The sequence below is a fragment of the Peribacillus sp. TE19612 genome (assembly GCF_056279465.1).
This window is the reverse complement of the sequence record NZ_JBWCCL010000008.1, coordinates 167,494-186,704: the sequence shown is the minus strand read 5'-3', so window position 1 is coordinate 186,704 and position 19,211 is coordinate 167,494. Positions and strand designations below refer to the sequence as shown.

Sequence of the window (19,211 nt, the reverse complement as noted above, 5' to 3'; positions counted from 1 at the left end):
CAGAGAAAGATGCTGGACTTGGTACTTTTTTTTGAATCTCAGTATGATGGTTTCAATGTCAGCTTATCCCCTTTTGGATCGTCCATCGTGGTTTTGTGATAAGTACCCTCTGCCCAATCATCAAGCTGATCGTGATACCACTCACTTTTAACGTTACCTGATTGACCCGGACCAACAAGGTGATATCCTTGATTCATGTCGGCTAGGTCGATGACGAATCGCCAGGAGCCACCGTGATTAACGGTTCCGTCATCTAAAAATGCCGCCGCCTGTACGGTGACACTGCTGCCGCCTACCGGAATGCCGCCGCCGCCGTTAAATAAATAATGTAACGGGGCGACACTTGATAGCGGGTGGTTAAACCTGACCTGATGATAGTCTCCCCATTCCCAATCTGCTATATCGTCACCTTGTGATTCTGCCAGTTCCGTTAACGTCACCTGTAACGACTTGGCAAGCACCTGCTCAAGTCCGCCTGCATCTTCAATCCAAGGGCCCGGCTTACCATCCAGTGCCCGCCTTAGCAGTTCATCAACGGCCGAACGCCTTCCATTAAAAAGGTTGAGGGTTTCTTCCGGTATTTCCTCTTTTAGCAGAACATCCCCTATATTTCGCATCCAGACATTAAAAATCATCGGTGCCGCTTCATCAGCGGAATCGATATGATTCCATTTCTTCAGAATCGTCAGTGCCTGGGCTTCCTGTTTCCCAGATGGACCTTTCAATACCTCCACGAATCGAGGAACAAACTCCTTAGCTTGCAAATTCACTTTATCCATCTGCAGGCTTTGCATATCCTCAGCCGTAAGCTTTTTATTCGCCTTTAAAAACTCCTGTATCCTCATCTGGCGGTATGGCTGTGCCCAGTTATTGCTGATATGGTAAGGGTAATCATCTGATATGACTTTATTATTCGCTGTCGAAATGAATCCCTCTTTTGGATTCACCGTTTTTGGAAGTTCATCAAAGGGAATATAGCCTTTCCACTCAAATTCATCCGTCCATCCAGGTACAGGCAGCATACTATCACCTTTTTTCCGGATTGGGATTTTCCCATTCGCCTTGTATGCAATGGTCCCATCGGCTGAGGCAAAGACGAAATTCTGTGCCGGCGTTTCGAATTTCAAGAGGGCCTTTTCGAATTCTTTCCAGCTTCCCGCCTTATTCATATTCAGTACCGCTTCAAGCTCGGCAGATGGATCAAGTGCCGTCCACCTTAAGGCAAGCACGGTATCTTTTCCGCTTTTTCCGGCAAACTCGGAGACAACGGGTCCATGGCGGGTAACCGTCACTTGATAGTCAAGTGTTTTCCCATCCTTCACCTTGATGGGTTCGTCCAAGATTTCAGCTTTTTCCCATTTACCTTTGTAGGAGAATTCTTTCTCGTTTTCGGGGTTTCTCCTTTCAATATACAGATCCTGAACATCCGGACCGGTATTGGTCACACCCCAAGCGACCTTTTCGTTATGACCTAGTATGATTCCCGGAATCCCGGCAAAAATAACACCGCTCACATTGACTGACGGGGCCTCCAAATGCATTTGATACCAAACCGACGGTGTAGCCAATCCCAGATGGGGATCATCCGCCAATAACGGCTGACCGGATTGAGTTTTCTTGCCTGAAACGACCCAGTTATTGCTGCCGTTGAATTCATAAGGAATAACGGCCCCTGCAAAACTTTTTTCAATATCCAGTTCTTCCTTGCTGATGATATATGGAGCGTTCTTTGGATAATCAGGAAATAAATCATATGCCTTTTCCTTGGGGAACGTTTGCAGCAAATACTGCCTAAACGCCTGATCTTCCCAGTTCCCTCCTAAATCAAAGGCCATATATTTACCGATGGTCAGCGAATCGACGGGTGTCCAAGGCTCCGGTTCGTATCCAAGCAGAGTGAACTCCGCCGGCCATTTCCCATTCTCCTTCAATTCATCGATATAAAGATTTACACCCTCGGCAAACATATCCAAGGCTTCTTTTCCGTCACTTGAATATGCAGCATAAGAGGCTTCGGCCGCCCTCCTCAAACCAAGTGTGCGGAAATACTTATCATTTTTGACGGTTTTCTCACCAATCACTTCACTCAATCTACCTGACGCCTGACGCCTGCTTAAATCCATTTGAAATAAACGGTCCTGGGCTTGGATATATCCTTGGGCTAAATACAAATCATGTTCACTCGCTGCGCTGATATGCGGGACCCCACTTAAATCCCTCACCACCGTAACCGGTTTCAAAAGACCTGGAAGCGATATTTCCCCCTTTGTTTCCGGCAAGGATCTTGAAAGAAATACATTTGCGGCAATCAAGACTGACAGCGAAAGTATGATCAGGATTCCAAAACTCCATAGCGCCCGCTTTCTCCACTTCCGTTTTGGCTTTTGCTGAGGTACGGCAACTTCCATCGATTCATCTTCCTCTCCCCTTAAAACTCTCTTTCTTTCTATTTAAGATATTCCGCGTTTAACTCCATCTTTCCTACCACCCTCCCCACATTCTCTCTTTTTATTTCAAGAAGGAAGAAAGGTCCAAGTACGGATTATTTCGAGCAACGTCGAATTATTACACACAAGGTCGAATCAACTCGCTCAAGGTCGAATTTTTACCGTGAAATTACTCCGATAAACAGTAAATCAAATGCAAAAACACCGATACAATGTATCGATGTGGCAGGGAATGCTAGCTATTTGCAATAATGTATTCAATCACTTTATCTGCATCGTCTGTATAAAAGAGAGCTTTATCAAAGTCATGGGCCGCCTTCGTCTCGGCTTCCATATATTCAATCGGGGAAAGGAGACCAAAGATCCTCTTCCATTTATGAGTTTTCTCCAGAAGTTTTCTTTCCTTTTTTATATCCTCTGGTATGAATTCATTAATGATAAACCATGGGTCGGAAAATGAGGGGTCCCCAAAACGTTCATTCAAGGCTCGCAATTTGTCCCGATCCCATTCCACCCTTACCAAGTCCGATATGACCGAGACATTTTGGACCGAGTCGAGGATGCGTTTGGATAAAACATCATATTCTTCATCCTCCAGCCCATTATCCGTCATGATTCCTACACAATACCATTTTTCGTAATGTTCAGGTTCTTCATTTTTCTTGAAAAACACTATTCAACCACCTTCCTTACACGCTTTACATGTCCTATTTAATTTAAATCAAAAACAACATGTCCGTCCACGTCACTTCACTATAACATGGAGAAATATCGATGGGCGATTAAATATGGGAGCAACAGGAGTGTTAGCCTGACATAGAAAAAAAGATACCCTAAAAAAGGATACCTCCATCATACTGGCTGAAGAGCCAGCCCTCTTTGGTTAAACAGATATTCCATGGCCTGCCTGAATGATAGAAAGGCTTTTACCTGATTTGCAAAATCAAGTTTGACGATCTCTTTCACGACATCAGGGGTAAAACCAACAAACATCGTTTCCGTTCCCATCAAGGCCAATGCCCCCACTAATTGATCCAGCAGGGAGAGCATATCGCTTTCCTTCGTAAAGGTAATTCCCGAGAAATCCATGATCAATACTTCCGCATGCAGATCTGCACATTTTTGCAGCACCGTCGATTGAATCGACTCCATTCTCCAATCGTCAATGCGTCCGATCAAAGGTAAGAGCAGCACATCCTTTAATACGGTCTGAACAATCGGGGTGGACAATTCTTCCATGACTTCTTGGTTTTCTTTTATCTTCTGCAACGAATCGTTTGCCATTCTCGCCATTTCTTTATAATGATTCACGTAACTGATACTCACACAGTGTATGAACTGGTCCAGGATTGCATCAATTATTGAGCTTGCCTTTAACAGAATTTCAATGGAGTAATATCGGTTGCTCACCTCTTCTTCAATGAAACTCCAGAAAAGGTTACGCACAAGCTGCGCTTCCTCAATATTCTTATCTAAAGGAATGCCCATATCCACGATGCGCTTACCTATTTCCATACCCGTTATTTTCATGCTTTCCATCGCTTGTGCCTTTCCATGAATCAAGGCATCTGCATGAATTTGAATAAGTTTTGACCGTACCTCTTTACTGGTTTCTAAATCATAGAGCGGTTCCTCTTCTTCAAACAACTCGATATGCTCCACTAAGATATATTTAAATTTTTCAATTTTTTCGCCAATCATTCTTAATTCTTCCATATGGACCTCCCATACAGGGCTTTTATCATATTTTAGCAAATAATCGAGGGTTAAGGATATAAAATCCTTCTATTACCAATATGATAATAGACGTTTACCCTTTTCTTGATAAGGGTATTATGATATATGACTTGGAGGGATGAACATGAAAAAAGATCAACAAGACTTCGAATCTGAAAACATGAGCGATTTAGTCGAGCTCATAAACAGTAAAAATAACAGCCGCAGAATCTTGAATGTACTTCGGCGTAATAAAAAGGATAAAAGTAAAGGCAAAGATAAAAAATGAAAAAGCCCAGTCCAAAATGGCCTGGGTTTTTTGAATGGGATCAAATAAAAGAGCTGAGCTGTTCATTAAGCAAACCCAGCTCTTTCGTCATTAAAAGTCGATAAGCCACTACCTTTTTCTCCGGATCTCCTCAACATGGTTCCCTTCAGTAGTAATATAGACTGTTTCACCAATTTTGTATGTTAAATAACGGTCACAATCAATTTCAAACGTTTTCCCATTGTCGAATTTCATTGCGCAATTGGATCCCTCTTCGGTTTCCGTCACATCAATGACTTCGTTCGTCTTAAAACCGACTGCCTTGCCATCGGAGAAATGCGGATAGTATTTTTCAACAATCTGCACCTTTTGCAATCTGCCAGGACTTGTTAAGTATACAACGAATAATATAATTAAAACGGCTATTAACCCAATGAGAATTACTGCTTTTCGTTTCACTCTATCTAATACCCTCTTCTCTTATCAATCTATTATTCAATATCCAATTTCACTAGATTATATTCAGGATTCCGGAAAAACATGATAGAAAAGATCATTTTATTTAACGATTTTCATTTCAACCATCATCGCACAAGCGGCAGCAAGGAGGATCAGAATGGATACAGCCGAGATGACCCCTCCCCAGCCGAACTTCATCAGGAATAAACCGCCAGATGCCCCCACTATACTTGATCCTGCATAGTAAAACAGGAGATATAATGCGGATGCTTGTGCCTTTTCACTCTTATCTGCCAAACTGCCGACCCAGCTGCTCGCAATGGAATGAGCTCCAAAAAAGCCAAATGTAAACAGGGCAAGCCCCATTATTTTCAGCAAAAGCGAGTCCAATAAGGTTAACAGGGCGCCCATCAGCATGATTGCGATTCCGATAAGAAGTACACCCCTCCGACTATATTGATCGGCAAGCTTCCCCATCCATGTTGAACTAAACGTCCCCACAAGATAGATTATGAATATGAAGCCAATCAATGTCTGTGATAAATGATATGGCGGTCCCATTAAAGGTATACCCACAAAGTTATAAACGGTAACGAACGAGCCCATTAATAGGAAGGCCATGCCGAATAAGAGTACTAGTCTGTTATTCCTTAAGTTATTGATAAGGGATGTTTTGATCCTTGATAATGAGACCCGTACGCGGACAGCATGCTGCGAGGGCGGAAGCATCCACCAAAAAGCCAGACTGATGATCAAACTTAAAGCTCCAAGGCTTCCAATCGCTATGTTCCATGAGAAATGGTCGGTCAGCACCCCGACAATCAGCCTGCCAGCCAATCCGCCGATACTCGAACCACTCACATAGATCCCCATCACATAGCCAAGGCTTTTCGGATGAAACTCTTCATTGATATAGGCCATCGCAATGGCCGGGAAACCTGCAAGCACCGCACCTTGAATCGCCCGTATTGCAATCAGGATGTATAGATCATCCTGGATGAAGCTGACACATATGGATAACAATGCAGACAGAGTGAGCGCCGTCCCCATTATTTTTTTCCTATCGATATTTTCTGAGAAAAAAGAAACAAGCAATAAACAGAGTGCAAGCGTTCCAGTTGCGAAAGATAATGTAAGGCTTGCCATTGCAGGAGAGACTCCGAATTGCTTGGCGAAAACCGGAATGACCGGTTGGGTACTATACAGATCCGCAAACGTTACAAAGCTACCAAGAAATAAAGCCAAGATCGTTTTCCTGAATGATTTACCAGCAGGCTCGATATAATTCACTTTTGTTCAGACCCTTCACTATTTAACTTTCCCCCTATGTTAATACGAACTTCCCGAGTTGTCTATTTCACCACTTTTGTCAAACGGGAAAATTTCATTCCAGCAACTAAAAAAAACCTTCACTGCATGCAGTGAAGGTTTTTTCATTAATTTGAACGTTTACCATCCCGCTCATTTTTCTTAAGGAACCAGTACACTGGCATACCGATAATAAGGATGATCACTGAGTACAAGGCATTTAAAGGTGTTTGGATTAATGTGCTTAAAACAATATATATTGCACCAGCAATCGCCACAATGGGGATGAATGGGTAAAACGGCACTTTATACGTTTGTGCATCCGGATCTTTTCTGCGTAAGATGAAGACCGCAAAGAAGGCTAATCCATAAAAACAGAAGACAGAGAATACAGCCATATTGGTAAGTTTGTCAGGGTCTGTTGCAACCATCATGATGATTGCAATGATCACTTGCAATACCGTGGCATTTATAGGCGTTTTGAACTTGGGCGATATTTTTCCGATTTGTTTATGGCCTGGCATCATTTTATCAGTCGCCATCGCCAAGGTAATGCGCGGAAAGGTCAAAAGCTTTCCGTTCAAGCAACCGAAGATAGAAATCGCAATTCCGATCGATATCAATTTCCCGCCCAACTCTCCGAATAGAAGCGTTGCTGCAACATTCGCTGCATTCGTACCATGGGCTATGACTCCCTCCGCCCCCAATACATGAAGCATGGCAAGATTCACACCCAAGTAAGCGACCATGACCACGACCAATCCCGTTATGATTGCCCGCGGCAGCGTTTTCTGCGGATTTTTCATTTCCCCTGCCATGAAGCCGACATTCATCCAGCCATCATACGCCCAGAGCGTAGCCAAAATCGCACCGGCCATACTGATTTTCATTGAACTTTCGCTATCGATATTGAATACAGGCATATCACCTTGTGCGATACCGAACACCGCTATGAAAATGATCGGGATCAATTTAGCAACGGTCGATAAGGTTTGGATGATACCGCCGTATTTTGTCCCCAGCAAATTCATGCCTGCTATGAATACAATCGTAAGAATCCCTATCGCCAAAGCGTAGCTTGAAGCGATCTTAAATATTCCTGCAACTAATAACCCGAAGTATAAACTGAGGGCGCCCATGACTGCAGGTCCGTATACCAATGTCTGAACCCAGCCGCATAGGAATCCCCATGCTTTACCGTACACTTCTTCCATATAGACATATAAGCCGCCCGTTTTAGGAATCCGTGTACTCACTTCCGCAATCGTCAACCCGCTTGCAAGGGTAATGAGACCGCCTATCAGCCAAGCTAACAAGGCCATGGTTGAATTACCGCTCAATTCAAGCACGTCACCAGGTCTCATGAAAATACCAGAACCGATAACTGTACCAACTACAATAGATGTTCCTACCCAAAAGCCAATCGTTTTCTTCAATTGGTCATTTCCCATGTTGTCCTCCCCAGGTGTACACATGTACTTTATTTATACTAAAATTATATCATATAAATTATATGGAAATAGTTTATGTAATCATTTGAATATTCCGTAAAATACCCAAACACGTTGGTATCATTACGCTCAGGCAGCTTTATTTAATTTATATTTTTTTTACTAATTATGACTGGAACTGCACTAAAAACCGAATATTTTTTTATTATAAAAAGATTTATTGAGTTTTTACTCAATAATAACGAATTAAAAACACCTAAACTCAATTATCATTCGTAAAGAATTTTATGGGAATCCCGCTTATTTTCGGACACACAAAAAAACCACCCCGAATTAACGGGGTGGTCCATCTCCTCTTTCAAGCTTCATTTCGTATTACCAAATAATGAATAGAAGCACAACCGCCAAGACGATCCGGTAAATGGCAAAGGGAGTCAATTTAACTTTATTGATTAAAATCAAGAAAAAGCGGATACAGAATAACGCAAAGATAAATGCGCTGATGAAACCTGCAATAAAGAATGGCAGAACTTCAGGCGTGAAGCTATCCCAGTACTTCACGATTTTTAACAAACTGGCACCAGCCATGATCGGCACTGCCATGATGAACGTGAAATCGGAAGCAGCCCGGTAGCTCATCCCTAATAGCACACCGCCTGATATCGTTGAACCTGAACGGGAAAATCCCGGCCATAGTGACAAACATTGAATTAACCCTACACCAAAGGCCTGTTTATAAGTGATTTGGTCAACCGTCTCTGCAGTCAGCTTTGGACGGAATTTATCCGCAGCAATCATCAAAAACGCGCCAAGGAACAATCCGACGATAACCGTCTTCATCGTAAATAGATGATCATCAATGTAATCTTCGAATAATAGACCTAAAACGCCCGCCGGCAACAATCCGACAATGATCTGCAATAGGTTAAGCTTTTGGCCGTTCACAGCGGATGTGCCTTTCAGCTTCCTTAAACCAAGCAAGTCCATGAATCGCCCCCAGAAGAGCACGACAACGGCGAGTATCGATCCAAGCTGGATGACCACCTTGAAGGCATTAGCCACTTCACTCCCGAAAAGTTCTTTCGAATTCAGCCATAAATCATCAACGATAATCATATGCCCTGTTGACGATACAGGAGCAAATTCAGTTAATCCTTCTACAAGACCAAGGATAACTGCAACAAAAATTTCCCACATATTCATTTTATTCACCTCATATTTCGAACACCTATTTATGGAAATATCATATGTATTTTACTCGTTGTTTAAAATATTGTCTATTAAACATTGCTGAAACAATTCAAGCGTACATGTATGATAGGGTTCAAGATAAAGTTTAAAGGGGAAGTGATGATTTTGCAAAACATACTGATTTTCGCCCATAGAGGGTCCAAGGGGACGCATCCTGAAAATACCATGGCAGCCTTTCAAAAGGCGGCAGAAATCGGGGCCGAGGGAATCGAGTTCGATGTCCACCTCAGTTCTGACGGGGAACTGGTCATCATCCATGACGAAACACTTGATCGAACGACCACCCTTACCGGTTATGTAAAAGATCATTCGGCACAAAAACTGAAAACAGCTGATGCCGGGAGCAAATTTTCCAATGAATTCCTTGGGGAGCGGATTCCTTTTTTAGTGGATGTTTTCGACTGGGCTAAGGGAAATGCTTTATTGATGAATGTCGAAATCAAGACGGATAAACTCGCTTATGAAGGAATCGAACAGAAGATCATTGATTCAATTCGTCAATATGGAATGGAAAACCGGGTGATCCTCTCTTCCTTCAACCATCAATCCATTGAAAAAGTGAAGATGCTTGCCCCAGATCTTGAACGGGCATTATTGTTCGAGGGGCTTCCTGAAAACTTCGAAGAAATCTTACGTGATAAAAAAGAATTGGGTTTTCATCCAGATAAAAGCAGCCTGACTCCTGCGGTTAAAGAAAAAGCGAAAAAACTTGGATATAAAATCCGGCCTTGGGTCGCCAATGATGAAGCCGACATCGTCAGGCTGGCAGAGTTGGGAGTCGACGTCATCATGACCGATTTTCCTGAAAGGGCAATCAAGATTTTAAAAGCTTGGCAGTCACATGGCTAAACCATGCGAAAGAGAAGGAGCAATGCTCCTTCTCTTTCAAATCCATATTTATTCAATTAATTAACGAGAAAAGTTTGAACCGCCTAGTTGTTGTTCAGCCATTTGAACCAAACGTTTTGTGATTTCCCCACCAACAGATCCGTTAGCGCGAGAAGTAGTGTCAGCACCTAGGTTTACACCAAATTCACTAGCGATTTCATTTTTCATTTGTTGTAGAGCTTGTTCTGCACCAGATACTAGAAGTTGATTGCTGTTATTGTTGTTTGCCATGTGTTTTCACCTCCTACTAATATTAATTAGCATTTTAAGCTTAAATTATTATTGCCAATTTATTGTATTTTTTTGTTTGCGTTTCTCTCAATCCTAAGCTCTTTATCATGAAATTCTTTTTATGCTCATAAACTGTTAGGAAACTTTCAGTAGGAGGGAAAAGAATTGCAAATACATGTGGTTAGGCCAGGCCAGACGTTATATGGCATCGCCCAGACGTACAGCGTAACCGTCGACAGGCTCGTTGAATCCAATAAGATCCCTAACCCAAATAATCTTGTTTCGGGGCAGGCCCTTGTCATTCCAATCGTCGGCAGTTATTATTTCGTTCAACCAGGTGATAGTCTTTATTCCATTTCCCAAAGGGTTGATGTCCCTGTTCAAGAATTGGCAAATATAAATGGCATTTCCGAAAATCAAATCCTATCCGTTGGATACCGGCTTTATATTCCGGCACGGAGGAAAAGGACTGCCGAATTCAACGGCTATGTCGAGCCGAGGGGCACGACGGTTGCACCGGCCCTTGAGACGGCCGCCAGGGAAGCTGCGCCCTATTTAACCTACTTAGCCCCTTTCAGCTTCCAGGCGCTGCGAGACGGCTCCTTAAAAGAGCCATTGCTCAATGACTTCCCTGCCATCGCCAGGGAAAATAAAAATGTCCTGATGATGGTGATCACAAATCAGGAGAATGACCAATTCAGCGATGAGCTCGGGCGAATCATCTTAACGAATACTTCCGTTCAGAATAAGTTCCTGAACAATATCGTTACAACGGCAAAGAAATATGGTTTCCGGGATATCCACTTTGACTTTGAGTATTTACGGCCGGCCGACAGAGAAGCCTATAATCAATTTCTCCGAAAAGCCAGGGATCGCTTCAAGAAGGAAGGATGGTTCATTTCCACGGCACTGGCCCCTAAAACAAGTGCTGAGCAAAAAGGCCGTTGGTATGAGGCCCATGACTATAAAGCACATGGTGAAATCGTCGACTTCGTCATCATCATGACTTATGAATGGGGATATAGCGGCGGACCGCCAATGGCAGTGTCACCTATCGGACCTGTTCGGGAAGTTCTCGAATATGCCGTCACCGATATTCCTTCCAACAAGATCCTGATGGGGCAAAACCTATATGGCTATGATTGGACCCTGCCTTTTGTACAGGGAACCACTGCCAGGGCCGTGAGTCCGCAGCAGGCCATCCAAATTGCGGCGGACAATGATGTTTCCATCGAGTATGACGAAACCGCACAGGCCCCTCACTTCAATTATACCGATATTGAGGATAGGCAGCATGAGGTGTGGTTTGAAGATGCCAGATCGATTCAGGCAAAATTCGATTTACTCAAAGAATTGAACTTAAGGGGAATGAGTTATTGGAAGCTCGGCTTAGCCTTCCCCCAAAACTGGCTGCTCATCAGTGATAACTTCAACGTACGGAGAAGGGTTTAACAAAAGATATAGGAATACCCAAGCTGAAATGGGCATATAATCAACCATCGAGCATGAAGTCCATTCAGGATACGTGACTCAGCACTAAAAGCCTTCCGACATCTTCCGGAGGGCTTTTATCATTTACCGAAATTCGATCAGGCAATATGCCAATATTCATCATTCAAAGTTTGTCAGTCCGGACCCTTATGAGCCATGCCTTTTTTGACCATACTATAAGGAACAGCTCAAAGGGTGTGAAAAAATGATTAGAATCGGTCCATACATCAGTATCGTTCCCAGATTTCCGCGTTTCATCAGATTGCTTTCCATCATCGCATTATTTTTACTTTCATTCGGGGTCTTGATACACATTGTGGAGCCGGAGAGATTCCCCACCTTACTTGATGGTATCTGGTGGGCAATCGTGACGATGTCAACGGTCGGCTATGGAGATTTCACTCCCGTGACCAATCTTGGCAAAATCATTGGGATGGTCCTCATTTTGTCAGGGGCCGGCCTGATTACTTCTTATTTTGCGTACATCGCTAAAATTTCCATATCCAATGAACAGCAATTTCTAACAGGAAAGAAAGTATTCGGCGGCGGCGGACATATTATCATTGTGGGCTGGAATGGCCGTTCCAAGAGAATCATCCAAAACATTCATGATCGCAAGCACCATCAATCCATTGTCCTTATCGATGATACACTGCAAAAGCACCCGCTTCCACGAACGAATATCCACTTTATCCAAGGAAAAGCTACATTGGATTCCGTTTTGCAGAAAGCCAATATTAAACAAGCCATACGCGTCCTTATTACGGCTGAACTTAAGCAGGACGAGCTGCAAACGGATATGTTCTCGATTTTAACGTTACTGGCCGTCAAAGGGCTGAATCCGCATGTGTATTGTCTTGTGGAAATATTGACGCATGAACAAAAGGAAAATGCGTTACGGGCTGGGGCGGACGGTATAGTCGAAACGAATAAATTCGCGAGTGAATATATGCAGGATTGCTTATCGAAGGGGATCATAACGGAAGCCAGGGAACAAAATGAGCGGGATGGATTGAGCCTCAAACAGCTGCCCATCCAGGATGACTGGGTGGAATTGACGTTCAAACAGCTGAACGTTAAGCTATTCGATCAAGACATTTTATTGGTCGGCATCATTTCAGGAGGCAAGACCTTAATCAAGCCCCCCGGAGATGTAGTCATCCATCGTGATGACACTCTACTCATCATTGATGATTAATGTAATAAAAGCTTTTCCAAATCCCGGACAAGCGTTTTTCCTAATGAGATATAGTTTTCCGGAAATTCGGCATCCGGATTTTCAGGCTCGGCAAACTGATTGAAGGAAGCGGAGAGGTTTCCGATATTTCCTTCATCGTCAATCCCGTCCTCGTACTTATGAGATAACAAAAACGGTTGTAAGAGTTCGACCATTACCCCGTCCTGATCGAGTGAACCATCAACAGCCTTGAAAGGGACCCGCAAGAATTGGTAGCCATCACTGTCATCAATCTTATAATCAAAAGACCCGTGGTCATAATCCCATCCTCCGCCTATCGCATATCCTTCCGGTTTTAACTTCGTCTCCAGATCGAACAACCCGAATGTTTTCCCTTCCAACTGAGAAGAAATTTTAATCATTGTATAAAACCTCTTTCGCTAATTTTCTATTAGCTTAACCAAAGCGCTTAAAAAAAAACCTGGAATGACTCTATTGTCCCCTCGAAAGGCATAAGGAACTTGGCTTCCAAGCCGTCGTTTCCTTCTTTAACAAAAAAAGGCATCAAGCCGGATGTTATTCCAGCTTGATGCCTTTTATATTATAAGCGCTGTTCGAGCTCCGCTTTTTTCTTTTCATAACCCGGCTTGCCTAAAAGAGCAAACATGTTCACCTTATAGGCTTCCACTCCAGGCTGATCAAATGGATTTACACCCAGTAAGTAACCGCTCATTGCACAAGCTTTCTCGAAGAAATATACAAGGTAGCCAAAAGTATAAGCATCGAGCTGAGGAACCGTTACGATCAGGTTGGGAACGCCGCCGTCCGTATGGGCTAACAGCGTACCCTCAAATGCTTTATTATTCACGAATTGCACCGTTTCACCTGCTAGGTAATTCAGGCCGTCCAAGTCATTGGCCGCTTCTTCAATCACGATTTCATGACGGGCCTTATCCACTTTGATGACCGTTTCAAAAAGATCACGCCGTCCTTCCTGGACATACTGCCCTAATGAATGCAGGTCAGTCGAGAAGTTAGCCGATGAAGGGAATATCCCTTTTTGATCCTTTCCTTCACTTTCTCCAAATAACTGTTTCCACCACTCAGAGAAGTATTGAAGTCCAGGCTCATAGTTTATCAGCATTTCAATCGTTTTCCCTTTATTGTAAAGGATATTCCGAACCGCCGCATATTGGTATGCCTGATTCTCCCCTAGCTCGGAAGAACTGAAGTCGGCCCTGGCACGCTCGGCTCCCTCCATGATTTGATCGATATCCGCCCCGCTGACAGCAATCGGAAGCAGCCCTACAGCCGTTAAGACCGAGTAACGTCCGCCAACATCATCAGGAATGACGAAAGTTTGGAAACCTTCCTCCGTTGCTACCGTTTTTAATGCGCCCTTCTCTTTATCAGTCGTAGCATAAATGCGGCTCTTAGCTTCTTCAACGCCGTATTTTTGTTCAAGCAGTTTCCTGAAAATCCTGAAGGCCAGTGCAGGCTCCGTGGTCGTACCGGATTTAGAGATGACGTTGATCGAGAAATCCCTATTTTCCAATAGGTCCATCACGTCCTGCATATATGTAGAGCTTATATTATTACCGACAAATAAAATTTGCGGTGCTTTCCTTTTATCCGAAGGTAGAATGTTATAAAAACTATGTTGAAGCATCTCAACTGCTGCCCGTGCTCCAAGATATGATCCACCGATTCCGATAACCAGCAGCACTTCTGAATCTTCTTTTATTTTCGCGGCCGCTTTTTTGATTCTTGAGAACTCTTCTTTATCATAATTGGCGGGTAAATCAAGCCAGCCAAGATATTCATTGCCTGCCCCTGTCTGCTCATGCAGGGAATGGTGTGCCACTTTTACAGCATCCTGTAGATAGGTAATTTCATGCTCCCCGAAAAACGGCAGGGCTTTTGAATAATCGAAACGAATATGGGCCATTCAAATTCCTCCTTGAATTCTTTAGTTTCCCTTTCACTTTATCTGATGTAATTCTCATAATCAAGAAATCGATCAAGTAAATAACGAATTATGCATATAAAGCAATCTCCCACCTGGCAAGGGCGGGAGAGCGGATCATATCACTTGTTTATAAGGAAGCCCGTAAAATGGCAAGGACATCTTCACGGTTGAGGACTTTGAATCGTCCAAATTCCCCTCTGCTCATCGCTTTATCAGCCATGACTTCCAATTGTGAGTCATCGATGCCATAATCCGAAAGATTGGTCGGCGCCCCTAAGCTGCTCCAAAATGACCTAAGTCTTTCAATGCCTTCAAGGGCCGCTTCCTCATCCGTTTTACCTTCCGGATCTACATGGAATACACGGACTGCAACTTGTTTAAAGCGTGCGACATTTTCATGGAGCACATGCTTCATCCAATTTGGGAATAAGATGGCCAATCCTCCAGCATGCGGGATATCATAAACAGCTGAAACGGCATGTTCAATGTTATGCGTTGCCCAATCACCGCTGTAACCAACCCCAAGCGACCCATTCAAGGCTAGGTTTCCGGCATACAGGATAGTGGTCCGATGCTCATAATCTTCCAGGTCTTCCAATAGTTTAGGTGCCGTTTCAATCACCGTCGATAACAGCGATTCACAAAAACGGTCTTGCAGCGGTGCATGCGTTTCCGGGTGGAAGTACGTTTCGAATACATGTGACATCATATCGACCATTCCGTATACCGTCTGGTCTTTTGGTACTGAAAAAGTATTTTCAGGGTCCAAAATGGAGAATTGCGGAAATACCAATGGACTTCCCCATCCATATTTCTCTTTCGTTTCCCAGTTTGTTATGACAGATCCCGAATTCGCCTCAGAGCCTGTTGCAGCTAAAGTCAGCACCGTTCCGAATGGAAGGGCCTCTTCGACTGGTGCCTTCTTAATGACAAGATCCCATGGATCCCCCTCATATTTAGCACCTGCAACGATGGCCTTTGTAGCGTCTATAACACTTCCCCCTCCAACCGCAAGGACAAAGTCGATCCCATGTTCTTTACAAAGGTCAACACCCTTCCGGACTGTTGAGATGCGTGGGTTCGGTTCAACTCCGGAAAGTTCGTGCACCTCTGCATCGATCTCTTTCAAGGCATTGATCACTTTTTCATATAAGCCATTTTTCTTTATGCTTCCTCCACCATATACAAGTAAAACTTTATCGCCATAGGCAGGAATTTCAGTTTTTAAGCTTTCAAGCTGACCTTTCCCGAAAATTATTTTAGTAGGATTTTTATATGTGAAATTTTCCAATGGTATCTCTCCTTTAATGCCACGTGGACTCCGTTTTCGAATGAATGACAGGGCCAAGTGCTAGTTTTTCTTTTATTCATTATGACCAATGTTCCATTTAAATACAAAATATCCGCCCGGAACTTTTGAGTGGATGTATATTTACATGCTGAAAATGCATGATAAGTAAAGAACTGATTTTTTCAAAAAAAAGGAGGCTGTACAATGAGTGGAATACAAAGAATTGCACTTGTTCTTACAATAATCGGGGCAATCAATTGGGGATTAATAGGGTTTTTCCAATTTGACTTGGTCGCTTCGATTTTCGGAGGGCAAGATGCTGGAATGGCCCGTATCGTTTATGGATTGGTTGGAATTGCCGGTCTCATTAATCTTGGTCTTCTCTTTAAACCAAGTCCTGAAATTTCCAGGGAGCCTGAAACCAAACCGACTCGTTGAGATCTTGATCATGGACAATGTTATGTTCTATAAAATAAAGCCGGACCATGGATAAACACATGACCCGGCTTTATTTCATTCATATGCCCCCTGGACAAAAAAAACCGGCTGATCAAGGATCTGCCGGTTCTAAAAAATTATTTTTTGATTAAGTCTTCGCGTTGAGATTGTTCAATCCACTCTTGAAGTTTGTCTTTCAATGTGTTGAAACCTTCAGTAGATTCGATGTGAGATGTCGCTTTAACAGATGCTTGGCGTTTTTTCGGAGCTTTTTTCGGAGCTTCAGTACGCTCAGGAGCTTCTTCTGTAGCGCGGATCGATAAGCCGATTTTTCCAGCAGCTGAATCGATGGAAAGAACTTTAACTTTCACTTCATCGCCCACTTTTAAATGTTCGTTGATATCTTTAACGAAGCCGTGAGTGATTTCAGAAATATGAACTAAACCTTGAGTTGATTCATCTAGAGCAACAAATGCACCGTATGGTTGAATACCAGTAACTTTACCAGCAACTACCGCACCAATTTCGAATTTTTCAGACATGGTAACACTCCTATTTTATATATATTTTTTCGTCTTTTCACGCAATAAAAAATTATATCACATAATTGGAAAATAATCAAAGTTAAGTATACCATACTTTTTGGGATTTTACTCATTAAAAATGTTTGTTTTTTGGAAATAATAAATATTATAAGATCTTTGTATATAACTTAACCTAAAAATTTGCAAATAACCTCTATTTCCCTTAAAATATTTATTCATTTTTCTAAAGATTGTAATATTAAACCTATCCAATTGCACCTAATCATAGTAAGATGAGAAAATGTTTTAAAAAAAATATACAGCTAGATATTCTTTACATCTAAAGGAGTTTTTCCATCATGTCAAAACAAGATCAATGGACTTCAAAACTTGGGTTCATCCTGGCAGCCGCGGGATCCGCTATTGGATTGGGCGCCATCTGGAAGCTCCCGTATATGACTGGGGAAAATGGCGGTGGGGTCTTCTTCCTGCTCTTCATTATATTCACCCTGCTTATCGGGGCACCGATATTAATAGCGGAATTCACGATTGGCCGCAATGCACAGAAAGATGCCATTAGCGCATATAAACATATCGCCCCTGGAAAGCCTTGGGCATTGATTGGATATGGCGGTGTCGTCGCTTCAATCATTCTTCTTTCCTTCTTCAGTGTTGTTGGAGGCTGGATTATCTCCTATTTAGCAAGGAGCTTTACAGGTTCCCTCTCAAACTTGACGCAAGAGGAATATGGGAACTTCTTCAATACGATAATCAGTAATCCTTATGAAACGGTCATCGCTCAGTTATTATTCATGGTCTTTACCATTTGGGTCGTGCAAGGCGGCGTTTCCAAGGGAATTGAAAAGGCTAATAAATATATGATGCCTTCATTGTTCATTCTTTTCATCATCCTTCTTATCCGATCCTTGACTCTGGATGGAGCTATGGAAGGTGTTAAATTCTTCTTGAAACCGGACTTTTCCGCATTAACAGGGGAAACGATCCTATTGGCACTCGGCCAATCTTTCTTTGCACTAAGTGTCGGTGTTTCCGTAATGGTAACCTACGCATCCTATTTAAGTAAAAAAGAAGATATTACAAAATCGGCCTTTTCGGTAGTTGGACTGAATATCTTCATTTCCTTGCTGGCAGGTTTGGTCATCTTCCCGGCTGTTTTCGCACTGGGTTTCAGCCCATCAAGCGGGCCTGGATTGGTATTTGTCGTGTTGCCTGCCGTCTTCAATGAAATGGCGCTTGGCGGGATCTTCATGTTCATTTTCTTCATATTATTATTATTTGCCACCCTTACGACGGCATTCTCCATTCTCGAAATCGTCGTTGCAGCCATGATCAAGGGGGATTCCGCAAAACGGAAGAAGGCCTCTTGGATAGCTGGTATTACCGTTTTCCTGATTGGGATTCCAAGCGCATTATCCTTTGGGGTGCTTTCGGATGTGAAGATTTTCAATTTATCCATATTCGATTTCGCTGATTATCTGACAAGCAATATCGCGCTGCCAGTCGGCGCCTTGTTCATATCCCTTTTCATCGGCTATCAAATGAAAAGGATCGAGGTACAAAAGGAGTTCGAAACTGGCGCTGATTCCGGCCGATCACTTTTTAAACTTTGGCACTTCCTGATTCGCTACATCGTGCCGATCATGATCATACTCGTATTCCTTAAGTCAACTAATCTCATTTAACAATCAACGTGCCGTTTCGTTAATCCCGATGCGGCATTTTTTTCACAAAACCTACATATTCCGTTCCTTCACTTAAGTAATAATATGGTAAAATAATTACATAATAAAAATATATTTCCTGAAAAAGGAGTGTCTGACCATGTCAAATATCGCGAAGAATATCCGTCAATACCGAGAAGATCACAACCTAACTCAGCAGGAACTGGCTTTAAAATTACGAATCGGCACGAAGAAAATCGAAAAGTATGAATCGGGTGAATCGGTTCCTGATACACAAACCATTTTACGGCTTTCCACCGTTCTTGACATTCCGGCTTCAGAATTCCTGAAGGATGCCCAGACCGGTAACGCCGCTGGTATCGACGAGGACATAAAAAAATTGATTGAAGAAATCGGAACCAAAAAAGCGGAGCTCCTTTTAAGAACAGCCAAGGACTTTAGCGAAGAACAAATTCTGAAAGTTATGCATACTTTATATAATACACAAGCTTAATTCAAAAAATGGGTCGTAGTATGTGTATTTTTTTTCTGGGTACTGGATATACTATGATTAACACTTTCTATGTTAATCCATTAGATTAACTCTTTTTTCTAATTCC

At 42.8% G+C, this 19,211-nt stretch carries 19 protein-coding genes; 7 read left to right on the top strand and 12 right to left on the bottom strand.

The window, feature by feature from the left end; genetic code table 11:
* Positions 1-38: 38 nt before the first annotated feature.
* From ACZ9AO_RS15875 to ACZ9AO_RS15865, 3 genes are all read right to left on the bottom strand, one after another.
* Positions 39-2,408: a penicillin acylase family protein gene (locus ACZ9AO_RS15875; RefSeq protein WP_476109423.1), complete on the bottom strand. Its 2,370-nt coding sequence runs from the start codon at positions 2,406-2,408 to the stop codon at positions 39-41.
* A 274-nt stretch (positions 2,409-2,682) separates the two neighbouring features.
* Complete coding sequence (locus ACZ9AO_RS15870; protein ID WP_063595874.1) at positions 2,683-3,120, bottom strand: hypothetical protein; 438 nt, start codon at positions 3,118-3,120, stop codon at positions 2,683-2,685.
* Between the two features lie 179 nt (positions 3,121-3,299).
* Positions 3,300-4,163, bottom strand: a complete 864-nt coding sequence (locus ACZ9AO_RS15865) for an STAS domain-containing protein (RefSeq protein WP_251540323.1) — start codon at positions 4,161-4,163, stop codon at positions 3,300-3,302.
* A 145-nt stretch (positions 4,164-4,308) separates the two neighbouring features.
* Here ACZ9AO_RS15865 and ACZ9AO_RS15860 point away from each other — a divergent pair, with 145 nt between their 5' ends.
* Positions 4,309-4,452 (top strand): hypothetical protein, encoded by a 144-nt coding sequence (locus tag ACZ9AO_RS15860; protein ID WP_153246076.1) that lies wholly within the window; start codon positions 4,309-4,311, stop codon positions 4,450-4,452.
* A gap of 108 nt (positions 4,453-4,560) precedes the next feature.
* Here the strand turns inward: ACZ9AO_RS15860 and ACZ9AO_RS15855 are convergent, their stop codons facing one another.
* From ACZ9AO_RS15855 to ACZ9AO_RS15840, 4 genes are all read right to left on the bottom strand, one after another.
* Positions 4,561-4,890 (bottom strand): hypothetical protein, encoded by a 330-nt coding sequence (locus tag ACZ9AO_RS15855; RefSeq protein WP_476109422.1) that lies wholly within the window; start codon positions 4,888-4,890, stop codon positions 4,561-4,563.
* Positions 4,891-4,989: 99 nt separating this feature from the next.
* Positions 4,990-6,180: an MFS transporter gene (locus tag ACZ9AO_RS15850; protein ID WP_476109421.1), complete on the bottom strand. Its 1,191-nt coding sequence runs from the start codon at positions 6,178-6,180 to the stop codon at positions 4,990-4,992.
* 146 nt (positions 6,181-6,326) lie between these two features.
* Complete coding sequence (locus tag ACZ9AO_RS15845) at positions 6,327-7,649, bottom strand: APC family permease (protein ID WP_476109420.1); 1,323 nt, start codon at positions 7,647-7,649, stop codon at positions 6,327-6,329.
* 375 nt (positions 7,650-8,024) lie between these two features.
* A complete protein-coding gene (locus ACZ9AO_RS15840; protein WP_275452462.1) occupies positions 8,025-8,852 on the bottom strand; it encodes an undecaprenyl-diphosphate phosphatase in 828 nt (275 codons plus the stop codon).
* Between the two features lie 147 nt (positions 8,853-8,999).
* Between ACZ9AO_RS15840 and ACZ9AO_RS15835 the strand changes: the two genes are divergently transcribed.
* Entirely contained in the window at positions 9,000-9,749 is a 750-nt protein-coding gene (locus tag ACZ9AO_RS15835; RefSeq protein WP_476109419.1) for a glycerophosphodiester phosphodiesterase, read from the top strand.
* Positions 9,750-9,809: 60 nt separating this feature from the next.
* On the opposite strand, the gene ACZ9AO_RS15830 is transcribed toward ACZ9AO_RS15835, so the two are convergent.
* Positions 9,810-10,019, bottom strand: coding sequence for an alpha/beta-type small acid-soluble spore protein (locus ACZ9AO_RS15830; RefSeq protein ID WP_034310322.1), 210 nt, complete (start codon positions 10,017-10,019; stop codon positions 9,810-9,812).
* A 165-nt stretch (positions 10,020-10,184) separates the two neighbouring features.
* Between ACZ9AO_RS15830 and ACZ9AO_RS15825 the strand changes: the two genes are divergently transcribed.
* On the top strand, positions 10,185-11,471 hold the full coding sequence (locus tag ACZ9AO_RS15825; RefSeq protein ID WP_476109418.1) for a glycoside hydrolase family 18 protein: 1,287 nt from the start codon (positions 10,185-10,187) through the stop codon (positions 11,469-11,471).
* Positions 11,472-11,715: 244 nt separating this feature from the next.
* Positions 11,716-12,708, top strand: a complete 993-nt coding sequence (locus tag ACZ9AO_RS15820; protein WP_476109417.1) for a potassium channel family protein — start codon at positions 11,716-11,718, stop codon at positions 12,706-12,708.
* Here the strand turns inward: ACZ9AO_RS15820 and ACZ9AO_RS15815 are convergent.
* The 3 genes from ACZ9AO_RS15815 to ACZ9AO_RS15805 all read right to left on the bottom strand — a co-directional run bounded on the left by ACZ9AO_RS15815 (position 12,705) and on the right by ACZ9AO_RS15805 (position 15,947).
* Positions 12,705-13,109 carry a YugN-like family protein gene (locus ACZ9AO_RS15815; RefSeq protein WP_048678017.1) on the bottom strand — a complete coding sequence of 135 codons (405 nt, stop codon included), beginning with the start codon at positions 13,107-13,109 and terminating at the stop codon, positions 12,705-12,707. The two genes, ACZ9AO_RS15820 and ACZ9AO_RS15815, sit on opposite strands and share 4 nt — an antisense overlap.
* 179 nt (positions 13,110-13,288) lie before the next feature.
* Positions 13,289-14,635: a glucose-6-phosphate isomerase gene (locus ACZ9AO_RS15810; protein WP_048678018.1), complete on the bottom strand. Its 1,347-nt coding sequence runs from the start codon at positions 14,633-14,635 to the stop codon at positions 13,289-13,291.
* A 148-nt stretch (positions 14,636-14,783) separates the two neighbouring features.
* A complete protein-coding gene (locus ACZ9AO_RS15805; RefSeq protein ID WP_476109416.1) occupies positions 14,784-15,947 on the bottom strand; it encodes an iron-containing alcohol dehydrogenase in 1,164 nt (387 codons plus the stop codon).
* A gap of 204 nt (positions 15,948-16,151) precedes the next feature.
* Here ACZ9AO_RS15805 and ACZ9AO_RS15800 point away from each other — a divergent pair, with 204 nt between their 5' ends.
* Positions 16,152-16,385 (top strand): DUF378 domain-containing protein, encoded by a 234-nt coding sequence (locus ACZ9AO_RS15800; protein WP_034310308.1) that lies wholly within the window; start codon positions 16,152-16,154, stop codon positions 16,383-16,385.
* Positions 16,386-16,522: 137 nt separating this feature from the next.
* Here ACZ9AO_RS15800 and yugI read toward each other — a convergent pair whose 3' ends face one another.
* Complete coding sequence (gene yugI, locus ACZ9AO_RS15795; RefSeq protein ID WP_034310304.1) at positions 16,523-16,927, bottom strand: S1 domain-containing post-transcriptional regulator GSP13; 405 nt, start codon at positions 16,925-16,927, stop codon at positions 16,523-16,525.
* A gap of 341 nt (positions 16,928-17,268) precedes the next feature.
* On the opposite strand from yugI, the gene ACZ9AO_RS15790 reads away from it, so the two are divergent.
* Both ACZ9AO_RS15790 and ACZ9AO_RS15785 read left to right on the top strand, forming a co-directional pair.
* A complete protein-coding gene (locus ACZ9AO_RS15790) occupies positions 17,269-18,612 on the top strand; it encodes a sodium-dependent transporter (RefSeq protein WP_251540342.1) in 1,344 nt (447 codons plus the stop codon).
* Positions 18,613-18,751: 139 nt separating this feature from the next.
* A complete protein-coding gene (locus ACZ9AO_RS15785) occupies positions 18,752-19,105 on the top strand; it encodes a helix-turn-helix domain-containing protein (RefSeq protein WP_048678021.1) in 354 nt (117 codons plus the stop codon).
* The last annotated feature ends 106 nt before the right edge of the window (positions 19,106-19,211 follow it).